Annotated in this window: 11 protein-coding genes and 13 pseudogenes; 16 read left to right on the top strand and 8 right to left on the bottom strand. The window is 52.3% G+C overall.

The features are described 5' to 3' along the window. Positions 1 to 414 precede the first annotated feature (414 nt). Complete coding sequence (locus ACA043_RS19475) at positions 415 to 1059, top strand: helix-turn-helix domain-containing protein (protein WP_497657744.1); 645 nt, start codon at positions 415 to 417, stop codon at positions 1057 to 1059. 644 nt (positions 1060 to 1703) lie between these two features. On the opposite strand, the pseudogene ACA043_RS19470 reads toward ACA043_RS19475, so the two are convergent. Further along, positions 1704 to 2261, bottom strand: a pseudogene (locus ACA043_RS19470) (ATP-binding protein); the annotation flags it as partial. A gap of 11 nt (positions 2262 to 2272) precedes the next feature. On the opposite strand from ACA043_RS19470, the pseudogene ACA043_RS19465 reads away from it, so the two are divergent. From ACA043_RS19465 to ACA043_RS19450, 4 genes and pseudogenes are all read left to right on the top strand, one after another. Further along, positions 2273 to 2410: pseudogene (locus tag ACA043_RS19465) on the top strand (tail protein X). Between the two features lie 201 nt (positions 2411 to 2611). Continuing rightward, complete coding sequence (locus ACA043_RS19460; protein ID WP_497657743.1) at positions 2612 to 3175, top strand: glycoside hydrolase family 19 protein; 564 nt, start codon at positions 2612 to 2614, stop codon at positions 3173 to 3175. After that, a pseudogene (locus tag ACA043_RS19455) lies at positions 3157 to 3698 on the top strand (lysis protein). The gene ACA043_RS19460 and the pseudogene ACA043_RS19455 overlap by 19 nt, the downstream one beginning before the upstream one ends. Before the next feature lie 136 nt (positions 3699 to 3834). After that, positions 3835 to 3927 (top strand): annotated as a pseudogene (locus ACA043_RS19450) (DNA adenine methylase); the annotation flags it as partial. Positions 3928 to 3935: 8 nt separating this feature from the next. Here the strand turns inward: ACA043_RS19450 and ACA043_RS19445 are convergent. From ACA043_RS19445 to ACA043_RS19435, 3 genes and pseudogenes are all read right to left on the bottom strand, one after another. Next, positions 3936 to 5093 (bottom strand): annotated as a pseudogene (locus ACA043_RS19445) (IS3 family transposase). Positions 5094 to 6456: 1363 nt separating this feature from the next. Next, the gene (locus ACA043_RS19440; protein WP_497657742.1) at positions 6457 to 8148 is read right to left on the bottom strand and encodes a phage tail sheath family protein; all 1692 of its coding nucleotides are present in this window, start codon (positions 8146 to 8148) and stop codon (positions 6457 to 6459) included. Between the two features lie 80 nt (positions 8149 to 8228). Beyond that, a complete protein-coding gene (locus ACA043_RS19435; RefSeq protein WP_497657741.1) occupies positions 8229 to 8678 on the bottom strand; it encodes a lysozyme in 450 nt (149 codons plus the stop codon). Positions 8679 to 9038: 360 nt separating this feature from the next. Here ACA043_RS19435 and ACA043_RS19430 point away from each other — a divergent pair. Continuing rightward, positions 9039 to 9892, top strand: a pseudogene (locus tag ACA043_RS19430) (IS5 family transposase). A gap of 90 nt (positions 9893 to 9982) precedes the next feature. Further along, a pseudogene (locus ACA043_RS19425) lies at positions 9983 to 10123 on the top strand (IS5/IS1182 family transposase); the annotation flags it as partial. Between the two features lie 326 nt (positions 10124 to 10449). Here ACA043_RS19425 and ACA043_RS19420 read toward each other — a convergent pair. Next, positions 10450 to 10578: pseudogene (locus ACA043_RS19420) on the bottom strand (IS110 family transposase); the annotation flags it as partial. A 260-nt stretch (positions 10579 to 10838) separates the two neighbouring features. Between ACA043_RS19420 and ACA043_RS19415 the strand changes: the two are divergent. Next, positions 10839 to 11102 (top strand): annotated as a pseudogene (locus ACA043_RS19415) (transposase); the annotation flags it as partial. Between the two features lie 227 nt (positions 11103 to 11329). On the opposite strand, the pseudogene ACA043_RS19410 reads toward ACA043_RS19415, so the two are convergent. The 3 genes and pseudogenes from ACA043_RS19410 to ACA043_RS19400 form a co-directional block, all read right to left on the bottom strand. Further along, positions 11330 to 11431: pseudogene (locus tag ACA043_RS19410) on the bottom strand (hypothetical protein); the annotation flags it as partial. A gap of 35 nt (positions 11432 to 11466) precedes the next feature. Further along, complete coding sequence (locus ACA043_RS19405) at positions 11467 to 11661, bottom strand: hypothetical protein (RefSeq protein ID WP_497657740.1); 195 nt, start codon at positions 11659 to 11661, stop codon at positions 11467 to 11469. 13 nt (positions 11662 to 11674) lie between these two features. Further along, positions 11675 to 11836, bottom strand: a complete 162-nt coding sequence (locus ACA043_RS19400; RefSeq protein WP_497657739.1) for a hypothetical protein — start codon at positions 11834 to 11836, stop codon at positions 11675 to 11677. 69 nt (positions 11837 to 11905) lie between these two features. Between ACA043_RS19400 and ACA043_RS19395 the strand changes: the two are divergent. The 8 genes and pseudogenes from ACA043_RS19395 to tnpC all read left to right on the top strand — a co-directional run. After that, positions 11906 to 12817 (top strand): annotated as a pseudogene (locus ACA043_RS19395) (IS3 family transposase); the annotation flags it as partial. 724 nt (positions 12818 to 13541) lie between these two features. Next, entirely contained in the window at positions 13542 to 13829 is a 288-nt protein-coding gene (locus ACA043_RS19390; protein ID WP_497657738.1) for a hypothetical protein, read from the top strand. A gap of 28 nt (positions 13830 to 13857) precedes the next feature. Then, positions 13858 to 14313: a hypothetical protein gene (locus ACA043_RS19385; protein ID WP_497659687.1), complete on the top strand. Its 456-nt coding sequence runs from the start codon at positions 13858 to 13860 to the stop codon at positions 14311 to 14313. Continuing rightward, on the top strand, positions 14216 to 14422 hold the full coding sequence (locus tag ACA043_RS19380) for a hypothetical protein (RefSeq protein WP_497659666.1): 207 nt from the start codon (positions 14216 to 14218) through the stop codon (positions 14420 to 14422). The genes ACA043_RS19385 and ACA043_RS19380 overlap by 98 nt, the downstream gene beginning before the upstream one ends. A 582-nt stretch (positions 14423 to 15004) precedes the next feature. Beyond that, entirely contained in the window at positions 15005 to 15301 is a 297-nt protein-coding gene (locus ACA043_RS19375) for a hypothetical protein (protein WP_497657737.1), read from the top strand. 86 nt (positions 15302 to 15387) lie between these two features. Beyond that, on the top strand, positions 15388 to 18402 hold the full coding sequence (locus ACA043_RS19370) for an ADP-ribosyltransferase (RefSeq protein WP_497657736.1): 3015 nt from the start codon (positions 15388 to 15390) through the stop codon (positions 18400 to 18402). A gap of 111 nt (positions 18403 to 18513) precedes the next feature. Next, positions 18514 to 18674, top strand: a pseudogene (locus ACA043_RS19365) (IS3 family transposase); the annotation flags it as partial. Positions 18675 to 18689: 15 nt separating this feature from the next. Beyond that, a pseudogene (gene tnpC / locus ACA043_RS19360) lies at positions 18690 to 20160 on the top strand (IS66 family transposase). The last annotated feature ends 60 nt before the right edge of the window (positions 20161 to 20220 follow it).

Raw genomic sequence — 20220 nt, 5'->3', positions numbered from 1 at the left:
AGCGGACTAGCTGTAGTTAACAGGGCGGCGATCATATCTGCACAAATTTTTGAGACAGATCTCATGTCGAGAGACTTACAAGAAGAGAAATTAAACACCGTAAAGAAGGAATTACAGTGTCCCTACGGAAGGGCTGTAATCACCGAAAAGTCAACTAGCTGAATGATCGTAAACTTGGTAAGTGAAAAAAACCCACGAAATGCGGGGTATCAAACCATTTTTCAGACAAGGGATTGCAACGCGCGTGCGCAAAACACACTTTTTTATAAAAATCAATTATCAGTAGAATTTCATACTGACAATGCCCTAAAGCTCAAGTTAGGGGCTACTATTTGGCATCCGTCACACCATAAGTTTAATCTTTTAGAGGCGGCATACGGCTTAGTTTTATAAATTAGTTAACAGGATGTTGATATGACATTGTCGTCTTTACCTAACGATTGGAGCCACCCCCCGCGCAAATACTCTAACATTTTGAGGGAGTTAATCCAGCAGCATGGAACCGATTGCCACCTACCTGCCAATAGCAAAATTTCTGGTGACGAGTTTTCTCAGTACGTTTTTTCAATAGAGTCAGGTGGGTGGCTAATACGAATTGATTCCGGAGGTATAATTGGGCACTTAAGCCAAGGCTCAATTTTTGGGATTAGTAATGTTATTTATAATTCAGATCAAAAAATTTATTTAGACGTGATTGAATGCTCTTCGTATAAAAAGTGCTCGATCGAGGTATTCAAAGAGGCATTTTTAAGAGAGCACAATGTCGCAATTGCTATCGCGGATCATTTTGCTTGGCTAAATCGGATGACTGCGTTTTATTTGGCGCTTATGCGGCAAGGAGGTGCATATGCAAAAGTTAAATTTTGTATTGAGTGGCTGTCCAAAGCTCCCTCAGTATACAGGGAGAACATATCATTAATAACATTTATATGCGATAGAACGGGTATTTCAAAGGCGCATGCGCACACGATATTAAAACAGTTAAAGCTTGGTGGCTATCTAGAAATAGAATCAGGCTTATTGCTTAATGTGTGCAAGCCGTTGCCAGATGGCTATTGAGTAAGCGGTTACTTATAATTTAATTAATAGGGGCGCAGTAATGAGCTTGTATCTCGAAGGCTGCGTTGAGCGTTTGGTGGGGTATAGACGTGGCTGCGCTGTAGACGTTCAGACTTAATCTGACACCTGCCGATTTTTTGGCACTGACGGCCAAGTTAAGTCAAACGGATCATTTTAGCTTGCCAGATTTTATTTTTCCTCCCAAGTGTCTAGATCAGCGTGAGGCCAAAGTGGTTCTACCCCATTTCCACGGACGGTTTTGAAAAAGTCGAAAACTTCAGATCCTGCCGGATGTATAGCTTCCCGTCCCGTTAACTTTTACATACATCCTGCGGGTCGCTCCATAAACACCTCGGCCAAAGGTGTTGCGACGTCCGGTTGATGGCTGTCTCTATCTGAATGCAAGATCACCGACCAGTCGCCTTGGCGCGGTCAGATCGCTATTTCCACCGCTCGAATAACCATATGTCGATCTTGACGATGTTGGCGCTGATTGAAAACTGACCCAGGACGGATTGCTGCTTTCTTTCCCAGCAATTGCGGATAAGCTTAGCAGCAGTACTCCGATTCAAGGCGCATCAAGCTCCACCGCATGTATGTATGTATGTATGTATGCATGCAGCAGGGCATTTATGGCGCGAACCAAATGGCTCATCGCCCTCGATATCATCTCCGTTCTTGCGCTTTCTTTCCCGTGACTTGATCTTAGTCTAGGCAGCCAAAGTGATGTATTGCAAGCGGTAAGACTTGTTGCCCGTTTCGACGATGTGGCTGTGATGTGTCAGCCGATCCAACAACGCTGTGGTCATCTTTGCGTCGCCAAAAACACTCGACCATTCCGAAAAACTGAGGTTGGCGGTGATGACTACGCTGGTGTGTTCGTACAGCTGGACAGCAGGTGAAAATAATAGTGCGCCGCCACTCTGGCTGGAGGGTAAATACCCCGGTTCATCGAGTATCACCGAGTCTGTTCGTAACAGTCCCTGGACGATTCGGCCTACCTTACCATCATACTTTTCACGCTCCAGCAGATTGACCAGATCCACTGTGGAGTAAAAGCGCACGAGTTTATTGTGGACCGTAATTCCGGATACAGCCAAGGCACTGGCCAGGTGTGTTTTCCCGGTTCCAGGGCCGCCGGTGAACACGACATTCTGCGCGGTCTCAGTGAACGCCAAGCTGGATAGAACACTGACAAGGCGGTTACGGCCATCTGAATGGCAGCGTCGAGGCCGTGCTTGATGCCAATTAGGGGCTGGCTGATGAGCCGCCACCCTTCCGGTTGGGCGTGATCATTGTCCTGCCGGATCTGCCCAGCCCCAACAATGAGGGCGTCAGCTTGTGGGATTGACCCCGTGCCACGCCGTCGCCGGCGCGTTGTTTCGTTACGCGTAACGCCGTTGAATTTTCTGACCCGCCTGGTGCGGGTTTTCTTTTGGGAAAAATCTATGACCCCCATGTTTCGAATCGTCGCCGATGGCGCCGACGTCACGGCCAAGATCAATGATCGGCTGTTGTTGCTGAGTGCGGTTTTTCTATGTCTGGAGTTTGTATGTCTATCACCGAGCAACAGCTGCAAAGCATCATGCCCAACGCCCGCCGCCAAGCGGGCGTTTTTGTATCCGCCCTCAACGCTGCCATGGCCCATCGGCAGATCAACACGCCGAAACGCCAAGCCGCGTTTCTGGCGCAAGTCGGTCACGAGTCAGGTCAACTTCAGTACGTGCGGGAACTGGGTGGTGATCAGTACCTGAGCAAATACGACACCGGCAACTTGGCTGCGAAAGTGGGCAACACCTCTGCAGCGGATGGTGATGGCCAGCGCTATCGCGGTCGCAGTCTGATCCAGGTCACCGGCCACGACAATTACCTGCGCTGCAGCTTGGCGCTGTTCGGCGATGAGCGATTGCTGCGCACGCCTGAACTGCTGAAGCTGTCGCAGTGGGCCGCCGAGTCGGCCGCATGGTTCTGGTCCGTGAATGGGCTGAACACGCTGGTCGATCAGAACGAATTCAACGCGATTACCCGCAGGATCAACGGCGGCCTCAATGGCCTGCGGGATCGGCTGGAGTTGTGGGGACGGGCGAGGGCGGTGCTATGCGTTTCGGCGAACTGATACCGACACCGTATCGGCTGCTGGCAAAAGGCGTGCTGCTGATCGTCCTCGTTGCTGGTTCTGCGGCCATTACCTCGCAAGTCCAGGATTGGCGTTATGGCAGTAAGCTCGCCGAACAGGGCCGCCTCCACACCGAAACTCTCAATCAGATCACCCTCGCTCCGGCCGCGCAGCAGCGTCACGAACAGCACAAACATCTCGCGCTCGAGCAGCGCCTGGCAACCAGTGAACAAACCCATTACCGAGCCTGAGTGATGCCCAACGTGATCAAAGTCGCCTGCGCGACCGTCTTGCCATTGCTGATCTGCGCCTGTCAGTCCTACTCGACGCCACCACCGGCGCCAGCAACGGATCGGTGTCAGCCACCACCGCCACCGGCAGCGTGGTTCATGGCCCCACAAGAGCCGAACTTGACCCAGCGCATACTCAAGGAGTTATCGGCGTCACCGATGACGGCGACCGGGGGCTAATTGCCCTCGCGGCCCGTCAGGCATACGCCAAAGAAGTCTCAACACCGAAGTGAAAAAGAGCGGCCGGTCCGGATGCGTCAGCATCCGGATCGACCACCGCCCCTGTAAGTCCAGCCAAGGCTCTTGCTCCGTGCACAAAGCGCGGCAAGCTTTAATTTGTTTATCTATACAGTAAAGGTCTTGCTTTCGATGTCTACACCCATCTTCCTTTGGATGGGCGGCTAACGCCGCCTGGCCGACCGCCTCATTCCGCTTTTTCCGCTACACGAATGCTACGTTGAATGTAGTGGTCAACTAATCCCGGACACGACGTTAAGTTTTTCCTCGGCCCGCGCTGGTGCCAACCCCTCGTTGAACTGGTGAGGCCGAATCCAGTTGTAGCGATGCATCAAAAAGTGGCTGATATCGCGCTGTGCTTCCTGCGCAGTTCGATAGCCCACGGTCGGTATCCATTCTGTTTTCAAGCTACGAAATACGCGCTCCATCGGTGCGTTATCCCAGCAGTTTCCTCGTCGACTCATGCTCTGACGCATGCGGTATCGCCACAACCGCTGGCGAAAGAGTCGGCTTGCATATTGCGATCCCTGGTCCGAGTGGAATAGCAGATCCGAAGGCCTGCCACGCTGCTCGTAAGCCATATCCAGCGCTTTGATCACCAGCTCAGCGTCTGGCTTTTCCGACAGCGCCCAGCCCACGATCCGACGCGTACAAAGATCCAGGACGACAGCCAGGTAATGCCACTTTCCTTGTGCCCAAATGTAGGTGATATCGCCGCACCAGACTTGATTGGGCGCAGGCACGTCGAACTCGCGGTTCAATGTCGGGATATCCAGTCTTTCTACTGTTGCTCGTTTGTAGGCATGGGAGCCGGGTTGTTTGCTGACTAAATCAAGCTCGCGCATCAAGCTACGCACTTTGAATCGACCGAGTTGCTCACCGTCTTCACGCATCAGTGACAGGATGCTGCGACTGCCCGCAGAGCTGCGACTTTGCGAGAACAGCTCACTTACGCGACTACGCAATCGAAGCCGTTCGACATCCGGCGTGCGGCGCCGCAGGCGCTGGGCGTAGTAACACGAGCGAGTGACGTCAAACACCTTGCACAGCCAATCAACCGGCTCATGTGCCCTCAACTGGTCAATCAGCGCGAACGCTCGTGATCCTCCGACATCAAGAGCGCGGTAGCCTTTTTTAGTATTGATTTCTCTCGCTCAAGCCGAGCAATCCGGGCTTCCAGCTCCTGAATTTTCTGCTGCTCAGGCGCCAGCGCCTTACTCTGCGGAGTAACGCCGCTGCGCTCCTGCGGGAGTTGATTAACCCAGCGACGCAACGCGGACTCGCACCCCAAGCGAGCGGCTGGCTTCAATATGGCTATAGCCTTGATCGAGCACGAGGCCTGCGGCCTCGCGTTTGAATTCAGCGGAAAAAGAACGACGTTGTTTGGTCATCAGACACCTCTATCTGGCGAGCATTCTCGCCTAAATGGGTGTCCGGTTTCATTAGACCACTACAGAAGTCTTTGGCGGCGGTGCCGCGCTAAGCTGCGGGAGCAAGCGCTGGCTGAATACTCGGGCCAATGCCCGCAGCACCAGCGCGTCAATAGCATTCCAAATTAGGGAGTCATCATCGCCATGAGCGCTGCGCCTTACATTGGGCGGGCCCAAGGTATAGCGTTCCGTGATAAGCAATTGCTGCAGGTGGGGTGTTCTTCTGCCCGACGCTGACGCAGCCCCTTACGCCATCGCTGTGGTGGTAGTTTCGCCGTTGGTGACACCGTCAGCGGTAGGCGTGCAGGCATCGCTGGAACGCACCTGCTGTATGCTCGTGCCCATAGGTCGGGCAGCGCCTGGTGTTGGTTGACCTAATAGACGTGGTGGAGCGGATGAATTCTGCAATCGCTGCGCATAAGCATGGGCTCACACAGCCACCGGACAATGGGGGGGCAGCGCATGCTGCGGCAACCATGGTATTGGCCAGACAGCTGATGCCGATCACGCTATAACAAATGCTCGCACTCAAGGGGGGGCAAGTCGCGCGCAAGGCTTGCCGAGCGGACAAAAAAAGCCTCCATGCTACGAATGGAGGCCAAATGGGGAGCATCCCGCGCTTTTTGCGTGCGTTTGTAATCTTACTGAAAGCCCAATTGTAAATCTCTGAGACGTGTCTGAATTTTTGATCGCTAAGATTAGCGTTAGTAACACGCTCTGACAGGTCGGTAGAAAATAACTCAAATATATGAAAGAAGAAAAAGAAGGGCTAATTCGACCGATTCATGATTTTTATCCTCAAGCATTGAGGGGATCAAAAATCGGAGGGTCCCTCAGACTTTTCATGTTGCCAAGATCAGCGGGCTCAATCTTACGGTTCGGATAAATCCCCGCAACTGAAAATCATGGCCAGCACCAACACCGAGTTTGTAGACAAAGCCAGCCCGATGACCGGACTATCTACCGCAAGCGCGATTTGAACCCAACCAAGACTGTGCGTGGAGTGGCCGAAGAGGCCGTCAGCGTGATCGAAACCGTCCCGGTTTGCCTAGACGAGGTTACTGCGAGCTGGATGCCGACTCCGACAAGCTTTCCGCCGAACAAGCCAAATAGAAGCCACCCTCCAGGCTGACGACGAACATAACCTGCTGGAGCGCCCGCTGGAAGTCATCGCCTACGTTGCGCCTGCCAGCGTAAGGCGCCAAGGTGGGATACCTGTTCGGTGCTTTGGAAATAAAGTAGTTGGGCACGTCATACCGCCCTGCCTTCCAACTCAGACAGCTATCTGCAACAACAATCTCGACACCCTGACAATGCTCCGTTCCTACAGCTCGCTCTGAGTAAACTGCAGAATGATGAACTCGGCTGGGCGTACGGCGGCCATACCAACCTTCACAATCAACTGGCCGTTATCAATGTTCGTTTGGGTCATGGTTGTATCCAAACCTACCTGAACAAAAAAAGCCTCTTTCTCGCTATTGCCAAGCAAGGCCCCATCGCGCCACAGATTGGCCAGATAATTGTAAATCGCCGAGCGGACGCGCTCCCACGTTGCCTGGTTGTTTGGCTCAAACACCAATGTTTGTAAAGACTTCTGGATGTCACGTTCCACCATGCTAAACAGTCGGCGTACCGGGACGTAACGCCATTCATCGCTTTCCACGGCCAACGTTCGGGCGCCGTACACCACCGGTCCACGGTCCGAGAACCAGCGAATGACGTTGATGCCTTGCTGATTCAAGGGGCCTTGCGCCACTTCGCTGACGACGGTTTCCAATCCTTGTACGCCTTTAAGTGAGATATTGGCCGGAGCTTTCCATACGCCGCGTTCACGGTCGTTACGAGCATAGGCGCCGGCAATCAAGGCGCTTGGTGGCAGTTTCAGATAATCCTGCTCGGCAAGGGACTGGTCAAAAATGGCACTCGCTATTTGATATTGTTCGACTTTGCTGCTCGACAATGCCTCAAAGGTGATGGCTCCGCCTGGATAGTCTGAAATCGTAATCAAATTGTCGGTCGGTCGGCTGCGCTTAAGGGTCGTGACGATATCGGGATAATACGCCGCGGCATGGGCGGAATCTGCCAAAGCGGGGGGCGCTGCTCCTTGGGAGTCAGCATCAGCAATCAAAAAGTAGCCCTTGGTGGGCGTTAGCAACGAACTCAATGCGGTATAAACATCGACTTTAGAACAGCCCAGCTCAGTCAGTCCTTCCTCGGTTTCGGCGCACACTAGCAACGTGCTGTCAGGGTATTTCTCGATGGCTGCAGGTAGCGCATTAAGCTGAGTTTTATTCGAGAGTGGAAGGATATAGCAGGGGCCGCCGCCATTTTGGAAATAAGCCAGTACAGAAAAAAAGCTACAAGCTGAAGGGTAAGTAACTGGGGCTGAATTATAGATAAAGCCTGTTGTCGAACGATGATACCAATATCCACTGGTAGAAAAGTCGATCAATAGTGATTTTGTATCAGTGCCGTTTTGAATTGAAAGTACTTTTAAGTAAATAACCCGAGTGTTTTTTTCTAAGCCATCTAAACGATTCCATGTCTTGGAGAGGACGACTGATTTGGGGGTTGGGTTTTTATCGGTAAAATAGTATGCATCCCCCACGAAATCGGTGTTGAATACCGCTGAACCCCAAGGGTGCGCTACCATCAAACCAACATCACCGTCGAAATCTTCCTCCGCATAGCCATCTTTAACATGTACCGTATATAACAGGTGCTCACCCGCTTTACATGATTGGACAATAGCACTTTGGATCCAAGGTTCCCAGGGTGCAAATTCTAGTTCAAAAAACGGTGCCGACACCTCACACGCGCCCTGCGAAAACAACCTCGTAAACTCCAGCGAGCTATTCACCCGAATGCATTCGCTCTCCGTCACCGGAGTACCGTCTAGATTAAAGAAACGCCCAATAAACACAGGCACCGCTGTCGTGGAGCCCTGTACCGAGAGTGAGCTAGTGGGCAATTCAAAAATCGATACGCCGGGTGATTGTGGACCTTGTGCCGTCATCTGTATTTCCTCTTTGCACACAGTGGTGCTATTGAATAAAACTGCTGGCCGATGTCGTCGGTATTGTCAGGCTGTTGAGGTTAGAATGTGTAGCCGAGAAATAGATCGCGTTCATATGCACGCCGACGGATCAGTCCGAACATCACCTCACCACCTGCTTTATGCCAACGTAAAAACTCATCCGCGGCCACCTGGACTTCGCCCGCATTGAGCTTTTTCAGTAACATGGAGTTGTTAAAGCTTATAGCTCCTAAGTTATAGGTAAATGCTACCAGCGCATCGAACTGATATTGTTTTAATTGGACGGTTACATTTTTATTTACGGGCGCTTCATATTGCTTTACGCCTTCACGCAGCAGTTCATCAGCTTGCTCTTGTGTAATAACCATACCTTCATGGATTGGTACGCCGTGGACAGGATTTGTCCAGCCGTAACCAATGGTCCATACGCCGACCACATCTTGGTACGCTGTTAGGCTGCACCCTTCAAACCATTTAATTAATGACAGCCCATTATGACTAATTTCCATTTTGGGTTCCTGCAGGTTTTTTAGTTTTTGGGTTGATACACCCCGGCTTTCATCGCGCAGCGTGTCCGTCAACTCATAGCTGATGATGAGAGAGTCACAATATTGGAATGACCGCAGAGTGGCACGGCGATGCCAGTATTTGTAGGGAAGGTCTGATTTCAGACTGCATTCCTGAGTGTTCGTATGCGATCCATGAAGCGCATCTACCGTCCAGTGCGCTTCCTGTTTGCCGTGGCATTTCCTGTGAGCTGTTCTCTGGCAGAAACCCTTCGTATGTGGCAGGTGATCTAGGCTCTGTACGAAATCCGTTGAAATATCGATTCCGGTAAAATCCCCCGCCACTAGCGCCAGGAGGCGACGATGGCAAAGTGGTATGAACTCCCTGATGCAGCCTGGGATTTGGTTGCCGATATCTTCACTGAAACCCGCCGCAGCGGGCGCCCGCGAGCCGATGATCGCCTGATGCTCAACGGTGTCCTTTGGGTGCTTTGTTCCGGCGCGGCATGGCGAGATATGCCGGAGCGTTTTGGCCCTTGGTCAACGGTGTATCAGCGGTTTCGCGACTGGCGTAATGGGGGGGCTTTTGATCAGATGCTCAAGCGCCTACACATCTGATTGAACGAGCAAGGCTTGATCGATCTGGAAACTTGGATGATCGACTCCACTGCCGTTCGTGCAACCCGAGCCTCATCCGGCGCCGGGAAAAAAGGAGGCCTGAAGAGCCACAAGATCACGCGCTCGGGCGCAGCCGGGTCGGCCTAACGACCAAGATCCACATGCTGTGCGATGCCAATGGTGTGCCTCTGCGTTTCCTGCTCTCAGGCGGTCAAGCCAGTGATATTGCCTATGCACAACCCTTACTGGATGAGGCTTATATCCCTAGCCTGCGCGGCCGTCCTCGCAAACGCTGCCGATGGTTGCTTGCCGACAAGGGATACGATGCTGATGCTCTACGCCGTTACTGTGACCGCTATCGCATGCAACCGGTGATTCCACTGCGCGACATGAAACGCAAACCCAAGCCAGGCCTGCCCAAGTTTTTTGATCGACCCAAATATCGGCAGCGCAATATCATCTAGCGCCTGTTCGGCTGGTTGAAGGAAAATCGCCGAATCGTTACGCGCTTCGACAAGCTCGCAACAAGTTTTGCGGCGATGATCTCACTGGCGTGTGCCATGCGGTGTTTGCGACAATACTTTTCGTACAAAGCCTAGTACGTAGCGCAGCTAGTTATAGGGCTTCTGGCCTTTGACGTTGGCGGTCTCGACTAGACTGTAGATCTGCGCGCTGACGGTTGCGCCGATAAGCTGTTGCACAGCAACGAAAACGTGGTCTGTGCCGATGCCGGTTATACAGGATTGGAGAAACGCCTCGAGCATGAAGGTCGTCTGGCAGATTGCCGCCCGGCGCAGCACTACCAGAAACTGGGTAAGCGCAGCATCCTCTCTCTGTACCTTTACCTGTAATAAGCCGAGCGGAGCACAGGTAAGGACGAAGGTGTAGTGGTCTAATGAAATCTATGGTCACCCCCATTTTTGCAATGCTGATTAGCGGGTGAAGTGGTTGGTTTGCTTAAATCTATCCGGCGTCTGTATGAGGCATGCCCCGCGCCATGATGAGAGTCGCGCCTGGCAATCCTGAAAACCGGAGCGGCTTCTAAAGCCGTTTCATAAGTCAGGTTCTTCGCCAGGCCGGTGTGCCGTTCACGTCATCCATTTTTCAGCTATCGCAAACCCTGAAGGTGCCTCGTGGTACTGCAACAACAGTAGGATCAGGCCGCCATGGCGTCTGACCCTGCTTCAAACAATGTATGGTGAGCAGATATTGCCCAGGCAATTCGCGCCAGTTTATTGGCCAGAGCGCACGCCACGACATTGGAGTTTCGTCGCTGAAGCAATGAGTGTTGCCGCTGACCGAAAAAACGCATCATCTGCCCGCGCGAGAGCTTCTTGCGAAACATCTCTCGACCCGATATGCCCTGGCCGTGCAAGTGGAAAATGTGTTTGCCGGGATCGATACCGACCAGTGCCAATTCGCTCATGATGATGGCCTCCAAAATAAAACACCCTGCGAAAGCGCATCCCTCGCAGGGTGTGGGGGTGACCATCTCATTACCGGACACCCATTTAGGCGAAAATGCTCGCTAGATAGAGGTGTCTGATGACCAAACAACGTCGTTCTTTTTCTGCTGAATTCAAACGCGATGCTGCCGACCTCGTGCTCAAGCAAAACTACAGCTACATCGAAGCCAGCCGTTCACTCGGCGTCGGCGAGTCGGTCCTGAGCCGCTGGGTCGATGAGGTTCAGCAGGAGCGCCAATGCGTCACTCCGCAGAGCAAAGCGCTGACCCCGGAACAGCAGAAAATCCAGGAGCTGGAAGCACGGATCGCCCGTCTTGAGCGGGAAAAATCAATATTAAAAAAGGTTAGGGGGCGTTCTCATTTGAGGTAAGTAAGGCCATTCGACACCCTTGAGCTATTTGGGGTAGCTGGTGAGCAACTATAGGTTGCGTGAGGATCAATGGGTGCGCATCAAGGAACTGCTGCCGGGCAAAGCCAGCGACCGTGGCGTGACCGTCCGCGATAACCGTTTGAGGGGATGACGGCTTCAGCCCCATTGCGCTGTATTAACTCCACGAATGCATCTGAGTCATAATCTTTGTCTGCCGCATCGGGCGTAAAACCTTCGATCAACGCTTCGGCTTGGCCATATTCAGAGCTTTGTCCGGGCGTCAGCAGCAGGCGTATCGGGATCCCCAGGGCATCGACGGCCGCATGAATCTTGGTGCTCAGTCCGCCTCTGGACTTCCTGATGGCTTCGGCTTCCTGACATGTTTTTTTGCTGCACCATGCTGATGAACGCGCACTATGCTGGCATCCACCATCAGGTGTTCCAGGTCAGCGTCAGTCGCAAGCGGTGCCATGATCTGTATCAAGACGCCTTTGCGTAACCAGCGGTTATAACGCTCATAGACCCGATGCAAGTGACCGTGTGTTTCAGGGAGATCCCGCCAGGGCGCGCCAGTTCGGCGCAATCCAGAGTACCGACTCTACAAATAGACGGTTATCGCGGGCGGTCACGCCACGGTTGCTGGCTTTGCCCGGCAGCAGTTCCTTGATGCGCACCCATTGATCCTCACGCAACCTATAGTTGCTCACCAGCTACCCCAAATAGCTCAAGGGTGTCGAATGGCCATGCTTAGCTCAAATGAGAACGCCCCCTAGTGCGCTCTTTATGTCGGAAGATCACGAGCGTACGCGCAGACCAATCAGCTAAGCGCCCATGCGCCGGTTGATTGGCTGTGCAAAGTGTTTGATATCAACCGTTCAAGTTATTACGCCCAGCGCCTCAAGGCCAAACGCCGGATCTCGAACGGCTTCGGTTGCGCAGTAGGGTGAGCGCGTTGTTTTCGCAGAGTCGCAGTGCTGCGGGCAGTCGCAGCATCCTGTCGCTGATGCGTATCGACGGAGAGAAACTCGGTCGGATCAAAGTGCGCAGCCTGATGCGCGAGCTTGATTTAGTTAAAAAACAACCCGGGGCACATGCCTACAAACAAGCGACGGTTGAACGGTTTGATATCCCGAACATCTTGAATCGGGAGTTCGATGTTCCGGCACCCAATCAGGTGTGGTGCGGCGACATCACCTACATCTGGGCCCAGGGGAAATGGCATTACCTGGCTGTCGTGCTGGATCTTTGCACGCGCCGGGTGGTGGGCCGGGCGTTGTTGGAAAAATCGGACGCTGAACTGGTGATCAAGGCGCTGGATATGGCATACGAGCAGCGTGGAAGACCTTCGGATCTACTGTTCCACTCGGATCAATGTGTTGCGACGACCGGTCAAATCCGCCCAGTATGCGAGTCTTCTATTTCGCCAGCGTCTGTGGCGTTATCGCATGCGCCAGGGCATGAGTCGCCGGGGCAATTGCTGGGACAAGGCGTCAATGGAGCGCGTGTTCCGCAGCTTGAAAACGGAATGGATACCGACCACGAGTTATAAAACGGCTCAAGAAGCCCCGAGCGATATTAGCCACTTCTTGATGCATCGGTACAACTGGGTTCGCCCCCATCAATTCAACGATAGGCTGGCGCCAGCTCGGGCCGAAGAAAAGCTTAACGTCATGTCCGGGATTAGTTGACCACTACACTACAGTAAGATCAGCGTAGTTTTTAGAAACAAAACCAGAACGTATGTATGTCGGAAATCAGACTCCACCTAGTTGTCATCCACCAATTTAAGCCAAGATTCCCACATGTTCTGCAGCGTATCTTGTATCTCGATGCTGTGTGCGACCTCAACGCGCACCCCACTATAGGGTTTTAAAGGAATTTCATTGTGACGACCAAAATCATAACGCCAACTGACCGTTGCCGCTGTAAATCGGGTGATAGTACAGATCAGTTATACCCTCGAAAACACCTAGGCTGGACAACACCGACCGAAGTATATGCAGGGGGGGGGCGTTACATTTATATTTCGAACTTTGGGGGGGGGGAGGATATTCAAGACTAATTCCTCCGCGGCATGAGCAGATCGGAAGATAATGATCGCCCCCTCTTGCTGGTTTTTTGTTGGGGGCCGGGGGAGCAAAGGAATAGGGGCGTTAGTTTAGTCGATGGCTTCACCTGTAACGGTCTGCACCTTCCATACGAGCTTCACTCTCTGCGAAGTAATTACGATTCTTGATGGTGCAACAATGTCACTCGCCCACCCAATACTTCGGCTGATATTGATTACTTCACGAAAATCACTGAGAAAATCAACGATGGGCAGTTCGGGGAGTAATCATAGCTGAAGTAACTTGCGCTTGCTCAAAAGACGATATCAATATGAATATATTTCTACGATGGCTAGGTCAGTTTATGGAAGAAGGGATCACTGGAAAGCCTTCGGTCAAGCGGTTCGGATTTTTGCTGTGTATCACCGTGCTTTCCATCGTCATAGGCTTATTCGGCGGAGTGATGGGCTACTTGGCATGGATGGCCCACGGGAGTGCCGAAACTGTTGAGCTGGTAAAGATTATCGCCAACTCTCTGGAGGTTATTTCAGGAATGGTCTTGGCGTCCGTTACGACTGGCTATATCGCCGGTAAGGCTGTGGAGCGGCCACGCACTGGCGTGCCACCACAGGATGACATCCAGAAACCCTGATATTGCGCTTTGATTTTGGAGAGAACTCATGAAAATGTTCACATGGGCTGCTAGTAGCAGCTTTGTTGCCATTCTCGCGCTGTGGACGGCAGATCATTTTAGGCTAGAACGGGATGGGTCCTTGAAGTCCGCTAACGTGTTGAAAATTGAGCGCGATAGCCTGGAAGCGAGCAATCGTGAGTTGGCTTATGTGCTGGCTGATAATGCCGCGTTGCAGGAAAAAATCACCGAGATCAGTCGGGTTACGCAGCAACTCAGCATGAGCCTTGATCAGCAGTCGAGCCTGATTAATAACCAGATGGAAGAGTTGAAGCGCTATGACAAGAAGATCGCTGATTACCTGGGGGGCGTTGTGCCTGCTGAGCTCGGGTTGCAGTATGCAAGGTCTGAAACAACCGACCCCCTTTTGTATCGAACCGGAGGCGTCAGCATGCCCTTTAGTCCCGTGTCGTCTGCCGGGCCGCGCACCGCTGAAACTCAATGAAAACGCCTATAGAGCAATTGATGAATTAGAAGAGGCGCTATCCAAGTGCGCATTACAAGTTCTGGACTGCATTGCCAAACAGAACGCCTCCAAACACCTTGAAAATTAAGTTTGTCCCGATGTTACTTCGCAAGTGATCCATCCGCTTGCCCATTGCATTCGTCGTAACGACCGGTGCTCTATGATAAGCGGCATCTGGACGAGATGGTTACTACGGTCAAAGGAGAGAAATTTTGGCTTTGGCGGATTTTTGATGGCAATTGCGTGGGTTTTCAAGGCTGAATCTTTTTCGAGCTGCTGACGAAATTACAATTTTCAACTTCCGGCTGCTGCTGGAGAAACATGAATTTTTCAGTGGTATCTTCTGGCCATATACCGCTATCGGGGGTAATGGTAGTTTGATGCAGCACCAAGGTAAGGTGGTCGATTTGACAATAATTCATGCGCTAAGTTTGACTTGGGAACAAGAGCGGTAAGCGCGAGCCCGAAATGCACCAGACGAGGAGCGATAGTGAATACGCAAGGGTAGCGCCCATAATTGTAAAAGAGTTTTGCTATTTTTGTTGACCAAGGACGTGAGCAAACACAGGTTCTCGAATGCTCTCATGTGCAAATATACGCACATTACTAACATGTTCCACTCTGGGGGGCTTATATTGGGCTGAGGTTACCAAGGCGATAGAGTAGCGCTATGATCAGAGAAGAGTTTATCAATTTCTTGCTGATAAGGTTGGCTGGTGGGCAGTGGCAATTGCTGAATAATGAGTGCAACCTGATAGGCGAGGGCGGTTTGCATTGCGCCTCCATCGTCAATTACCAAAAAAGCATGGTAGCGATGTTTCCCCTTCCTTCTTCACGGCAACCTAGATCAATGTCTCTGCATATCAAATTTTTGCAGTTGAATGCGCATCCCGGTGTGCTCGGTATCGCCTCTTTTTCTCTGGCCGTAGACAAACACGACTGTGGTTCTGAGCTTTTAAATTCCTAATTACACGTTATTCAATTGTGATCTGGATGAGTTCTGGCTAACTCTGCGAAGCGCGCTTTTTAAGTCATTAACGAGTAGGAGGGAGTATGGTAGGGACTAGTTTAAATACGTATTCACAGCAGCTAATCGCGGGCGTTGCGACGCAGATGAAACCGGTACCTTCGGTTGATACTTTGCGGGGCAGTAACCAGTCGGCACTCGTTGAGCGTGCCGAAAAGACTCCGGCTTTGCAGCAAGCTATCGATGAATTTAACAAAGCCGTGATGCGGGTAGCAGAATACGAAGGAAGTGTCGAAAATATTATTCGCGATAAGGTTGATCGGCTTTTCCCAGCAGCAGACAAAGCGCTGAAAGAACGAGTGGTCGCTCAATCGGTTGAAAAAGTGACGGAAGCTAACCAAGCTTTCGAGTTTAACCACCTCGGTAACGATTTGCTTGAGTTTCCGGAGATGAAATATATGTCCAAGTCTTTTGCCCGCCGGGTTTTGGAGCACTTGGCAATAGCCCAGGCGAAAGATCCATCTTTGACACTTGAGAATAATGAGGATACCGGGATCGGTTTTCTGCAGGGCTGGAGCAGTGAGCGTGCCGAATGGGCACAGCAGATGAACGCGGTCTTGAACGAAGATAAAGTCAATGCCCGCGTACTGACTTCTCTGGCTTACAGTTACATCAGATCATTTCGCAACCGTGCTCTCCTGCACAATATGGGGGAGGCTATCAATCAGCCGCTGCTAACCAATAAAGAGTCGAACCCACGGCTGAATATCTTTTCAGGTAACTCGGAGCCCCAGATCGAGGTACCGACAACCACCCAGCCTCACGGTTGGGCCTGGCTAAAATACGTCGAGTGGAATGTAGGGGAGGCATTGGGTAATAAAGCCCCCATTGACTTTATCAGCAGTAGGCCAAGCAGCGACCAGCATAAGGGAACCGGTTTTAAGTTTCAGGGGATGCAGCAGGCGATAAAGCCGGCGCTGTATCGTCGGGATTCGTTTTCACTCAGTGAACGACCTCAGCATGAATCTGGCTATGGCGGATATGTTATCAATGATAAATCCCTGACCTCGATAGACATAGATCGGCCTGTGTCGGTGAACTGGCGTCAGCAAAACATGGATAAAAAACTGCCGATGTTCTCAGGTCCGTCCAGCACCACCTCTTATATGTATGAAGTTGCCCGCTTGCTGAATCTGCCCGCGTCTGAAGCTCAGTTATTCAGGGCGCTTTTGCTGGGCTGGATGATTCAGGCGAGGGATCACAGTTTTACCGAGATCATGGGAGCGCTGGATGCGTATGCCATGGAGTTTGATGGGGATGGGCTGGCTGTGGTGGCCAGCGATGAGAAGATGGCTTGGCATGCGAGGCAAACCGGTGACTGGTTGCGTGCCTACGAAGGTCTAGTGACTGAGGATATCGACCTTCCCGCAATGGAAGCGAAGAATATCATCCTCAATGGACAAAAAATCCAGCTGCCAGCACTCGATCCGGTTAAAATTAGCCGACAAGAATTTGACCTGTTTATTACCCAAGGCAAGGGTTATCCGTCTCAATACGGCTCAGACGATTATCTGCTGGAGCTGAGTCAGTTGATACAAAGCGGTCAAGACGCAGAAGATGTGAGTGGACTGGCTTCAGAAAAAATCCTGTATGCACCGCAAAATATTGAAAATCTGAGACTCTACAATCCCCAAAAGCGGGTATTACCCGTGCGGCCTGCTCGCACCAAGTCCGGCACACCCTTTCTTGACGCAGCCAAAGATGCGTTGGTTGTGACATGGCTTGATAATCTGCCACCAGAAAGGCGCGCATCCCTGCTGAGCCGGGCAGCCGCTTTACTGGCTGAATCAACCCAGAAGGACTCACTCGGTCATGTGTTCCATTATGGTAACCGTAATGACGTATGGGAGACGTTCTTGACGGTAAATGCGACCAATATGTTGGCAGGGAAGCTGATGCTGAATTCGCTTCAGAGCGGCGAGGATCCATTTATCTACTTGCTCGATTTGGCAGCGGCGAAAAATACGCCGCAAGAGCGCGCAGCAGCGATCCTGGCGGCCATTGGTGACATCAAAAATAATCAGGATATTTTGCTCAAAGGAATGATGCTAGCGGTGACCCGCTTCTATACCGCTAATGGAGCCAATGTGATCAATCCGGGCTATGGTGACTTTGCGCCTCCGAAAAGTGATGCCGAGATGGAGACCCGCTTGCAATCCTTACTCAAAAGAAATCAGTACCTCACGTCTTCTCAGCGTTCTCAGGCTAAAAGTGAATATAATCAGACAGTCGAACTGTTGCAGGCGGCGCTTGAGTCACCACTATTTGAGCGTTATTCCGGCACGGTCTGGCATGGCTCTCACGTTGCAGTAGCGAACGCTATGCTCGAGAAGGGACGCGGCGCCAAGTTTCCAGGCTTCATGAGTACCACCTACGATGCCAGTGTTGCGCAAAGTTATATGGCCAAAGGGGCGCTGCTTGTAGTGAACGCCGCTGAAGTGAGCGGCTCTATTGTGGAAGGGATAAGTAATGCCCCCGGTGAGAAGGAGGTTCTGTTTCCGGCCGGCACATCATTCAAGGTCGAACAGAGTTATACCATTCATTTTGAAAAAGGTTACCCGCCGACTCATCAGTCAGAAATTAAAAAGAAAATCTTTGATAGTGAGGTTCATAGGCGCGTGCGCCAGCCTTATGTCACGGTGCGAGTAACAACGCCCGATATGGACCAATCAGGCCTGTCTGGCCAGAGTGACACGGCGGGAGAGCGAGAGTTGGCGGATCTGATTGAATATATCAAAAAGAACAGCGCCAGTATGGAACCCGAGACCAAAGTGGTGGTGATGCGCCCGGAAAGCAGGGCTGAAGCAGCAAGCACAGCCGCTTTCAGCATCGCAGACAACGTTCAGCAAGACGCGATACTTCGGTCAGACTCCTCCAGATCGACGTTGCTGCCATACGCCCACCAATTGCAGCGGGCGCGGCTGCCCAGCTTGCCATCCCTTGACCAGTTGCTGGAGGACATTGGGACGCACGAGATAGAGGAGAAAGAGCAGCAGGTCGAAACTGTGACCAAGCAGCAGACTCGACTGGTCACCCGCTAGAAGGTCTTATATGGGCGCCTTCTGAAAATTAATAAATAGCCTTGCAGGCGCATAGGTAGGAGCAGTCAGTTGCCGCTGATTGAAAACTGACCCACTGTCTGATGGATGCAGTTTAGGATATTCAACGTGATCGATGACTTCAATCGCAAGGCGCAGAGTAGGAATTTGACCCGTCGCTACCCGCGGAGAGTGTGGTACGTGCCCTGGATCAAGTGATCAAGTTGCGTGGCAGTACGCGGGCTATTCGCAGCGATAACGGCCCAGAGTACATCGTTACCAAATTGACGATGCGATCGCAAGTCGAGATCATGGGTAAGACGGTCGAGACAATGGGCAAGAAGATCAACCGCGACCAGACGGTGATCGAGAAGTTGACCCACGAGATCGCACAACTTAAGCGTTTGAAGTTTGCTAGGCGCAGCGAGCAGATGAATCCTGAGCAGGCCAGCCTGCTTGAAGACCTGATCGATACCGATATCGCGGCGATTGAAGCCGAGCTTCAGGCCTTGCAAACAGTGCCAGCGACGACGGAGAAAAAGTAAAAGTCCAAGGGCACGGCATTGCCGGCTGAGTTTCCACGCACATTAATCCATCACGAACCGGACAATACTCACTGCCCATGCGGCTGCGCACTCAAACGCATCGGTGAGGACGTCAGCGAGAAGCTGGACTACACGCAGGGCGTATTCACTTTCGAGCGCCATGTTCGCGAAAAATGGGTCTGTGATGACTGCGAACCCCTGACCCAGGCGCCGGTTCCAGCGCAGAACATGGATAAGGGCATCCCGACTACCGGATTGTTGGCCCACGTCATGATCGCGAAGTTTGCCGACCACCTGCCGCTTTATCGCCAAGAGTCGATTTTCGGTCGGGCTGGCTTGGCGATTCTTCGTTCAACGTTGGCTCAATGGGTTGGCGTAACTGGCGTACAGTTGCAGCCTCTGCTCGACGTGCTGCTTAGGCAGCAAGGCATCCACGCTGATGAAACACCGGTGCAGATGCTCGCTCCGGGCTCGAAGAAACCCACCGCTCTTATGTGTGGGCCTACGCCACCAGCCAGTTCTGCGAAACGGCAGCGGTCGTTTACGACTTCAGCCCCAACCGCGCCGGTGAACACGCTCGCAACTTCCTGCAAGACTGGAAAGGCAAGCTGGTTTGTGATGATTTTGGCGGTTATAAGGCCAGTTTCGAACTCGGCGTGACTGAGATCGGCTGCATGGCCCATGCGCGGCGCAAGTTCTTCGAACTCCATGCCACCAACAAGAGCACGCTCGCCGTGCAGGCTCTGCGCTACATCGAGTTGCTTTACGAAATCGAGAGCGAAGTCCGCGACATGAAGCCGGATTTACGATACCGAATACGGCAGGAAAAAGCCGTCCCGGTGATGGATAGGCTGCATGCCTGGATGATCGCCCAGCGCGATCTCGTGCCCGAAGGTTCGGCGATCAGCAGGGCGCTGGATTACAGCCTGAAACGCCTGACAGCGCTGTCTCGCTACCTTGATGACGGGGCCGTACCCATAGACAATAATTGGTGGAGAACCAGATCCGACCATGGGCTCTTGCACGCAAGAACTGGCTCTTTGCAGGGTCGCTGCGCAGCGGAAAACGGGCGGCGGCGATCATGAGTTTGATCCAGTCGGCACGGCTCAACGGGCATGATGCGTATGCTTATTTGAAGGACGTGCTCACGCGCCTGCCGACGCAGCGGGCGAGTGAGATCGATCAGTTGCTGCCGCCTAAGTGGCAACCGGTTTAATCACACAAGGCGTGATGCCCGGACGCGTACTGCCCGGCGCTGTTCCTGGGACTTGGACAA

The sequence above is a fragment of the Pseudomonas sp. LBUM1648 genome, assembly GCF_059716145.1.
The sequence above is the reverse complement of the archived record's forward strand: the minus strand, read 5'-3'. Positions and strand labels throughout refer to the sequence as shown.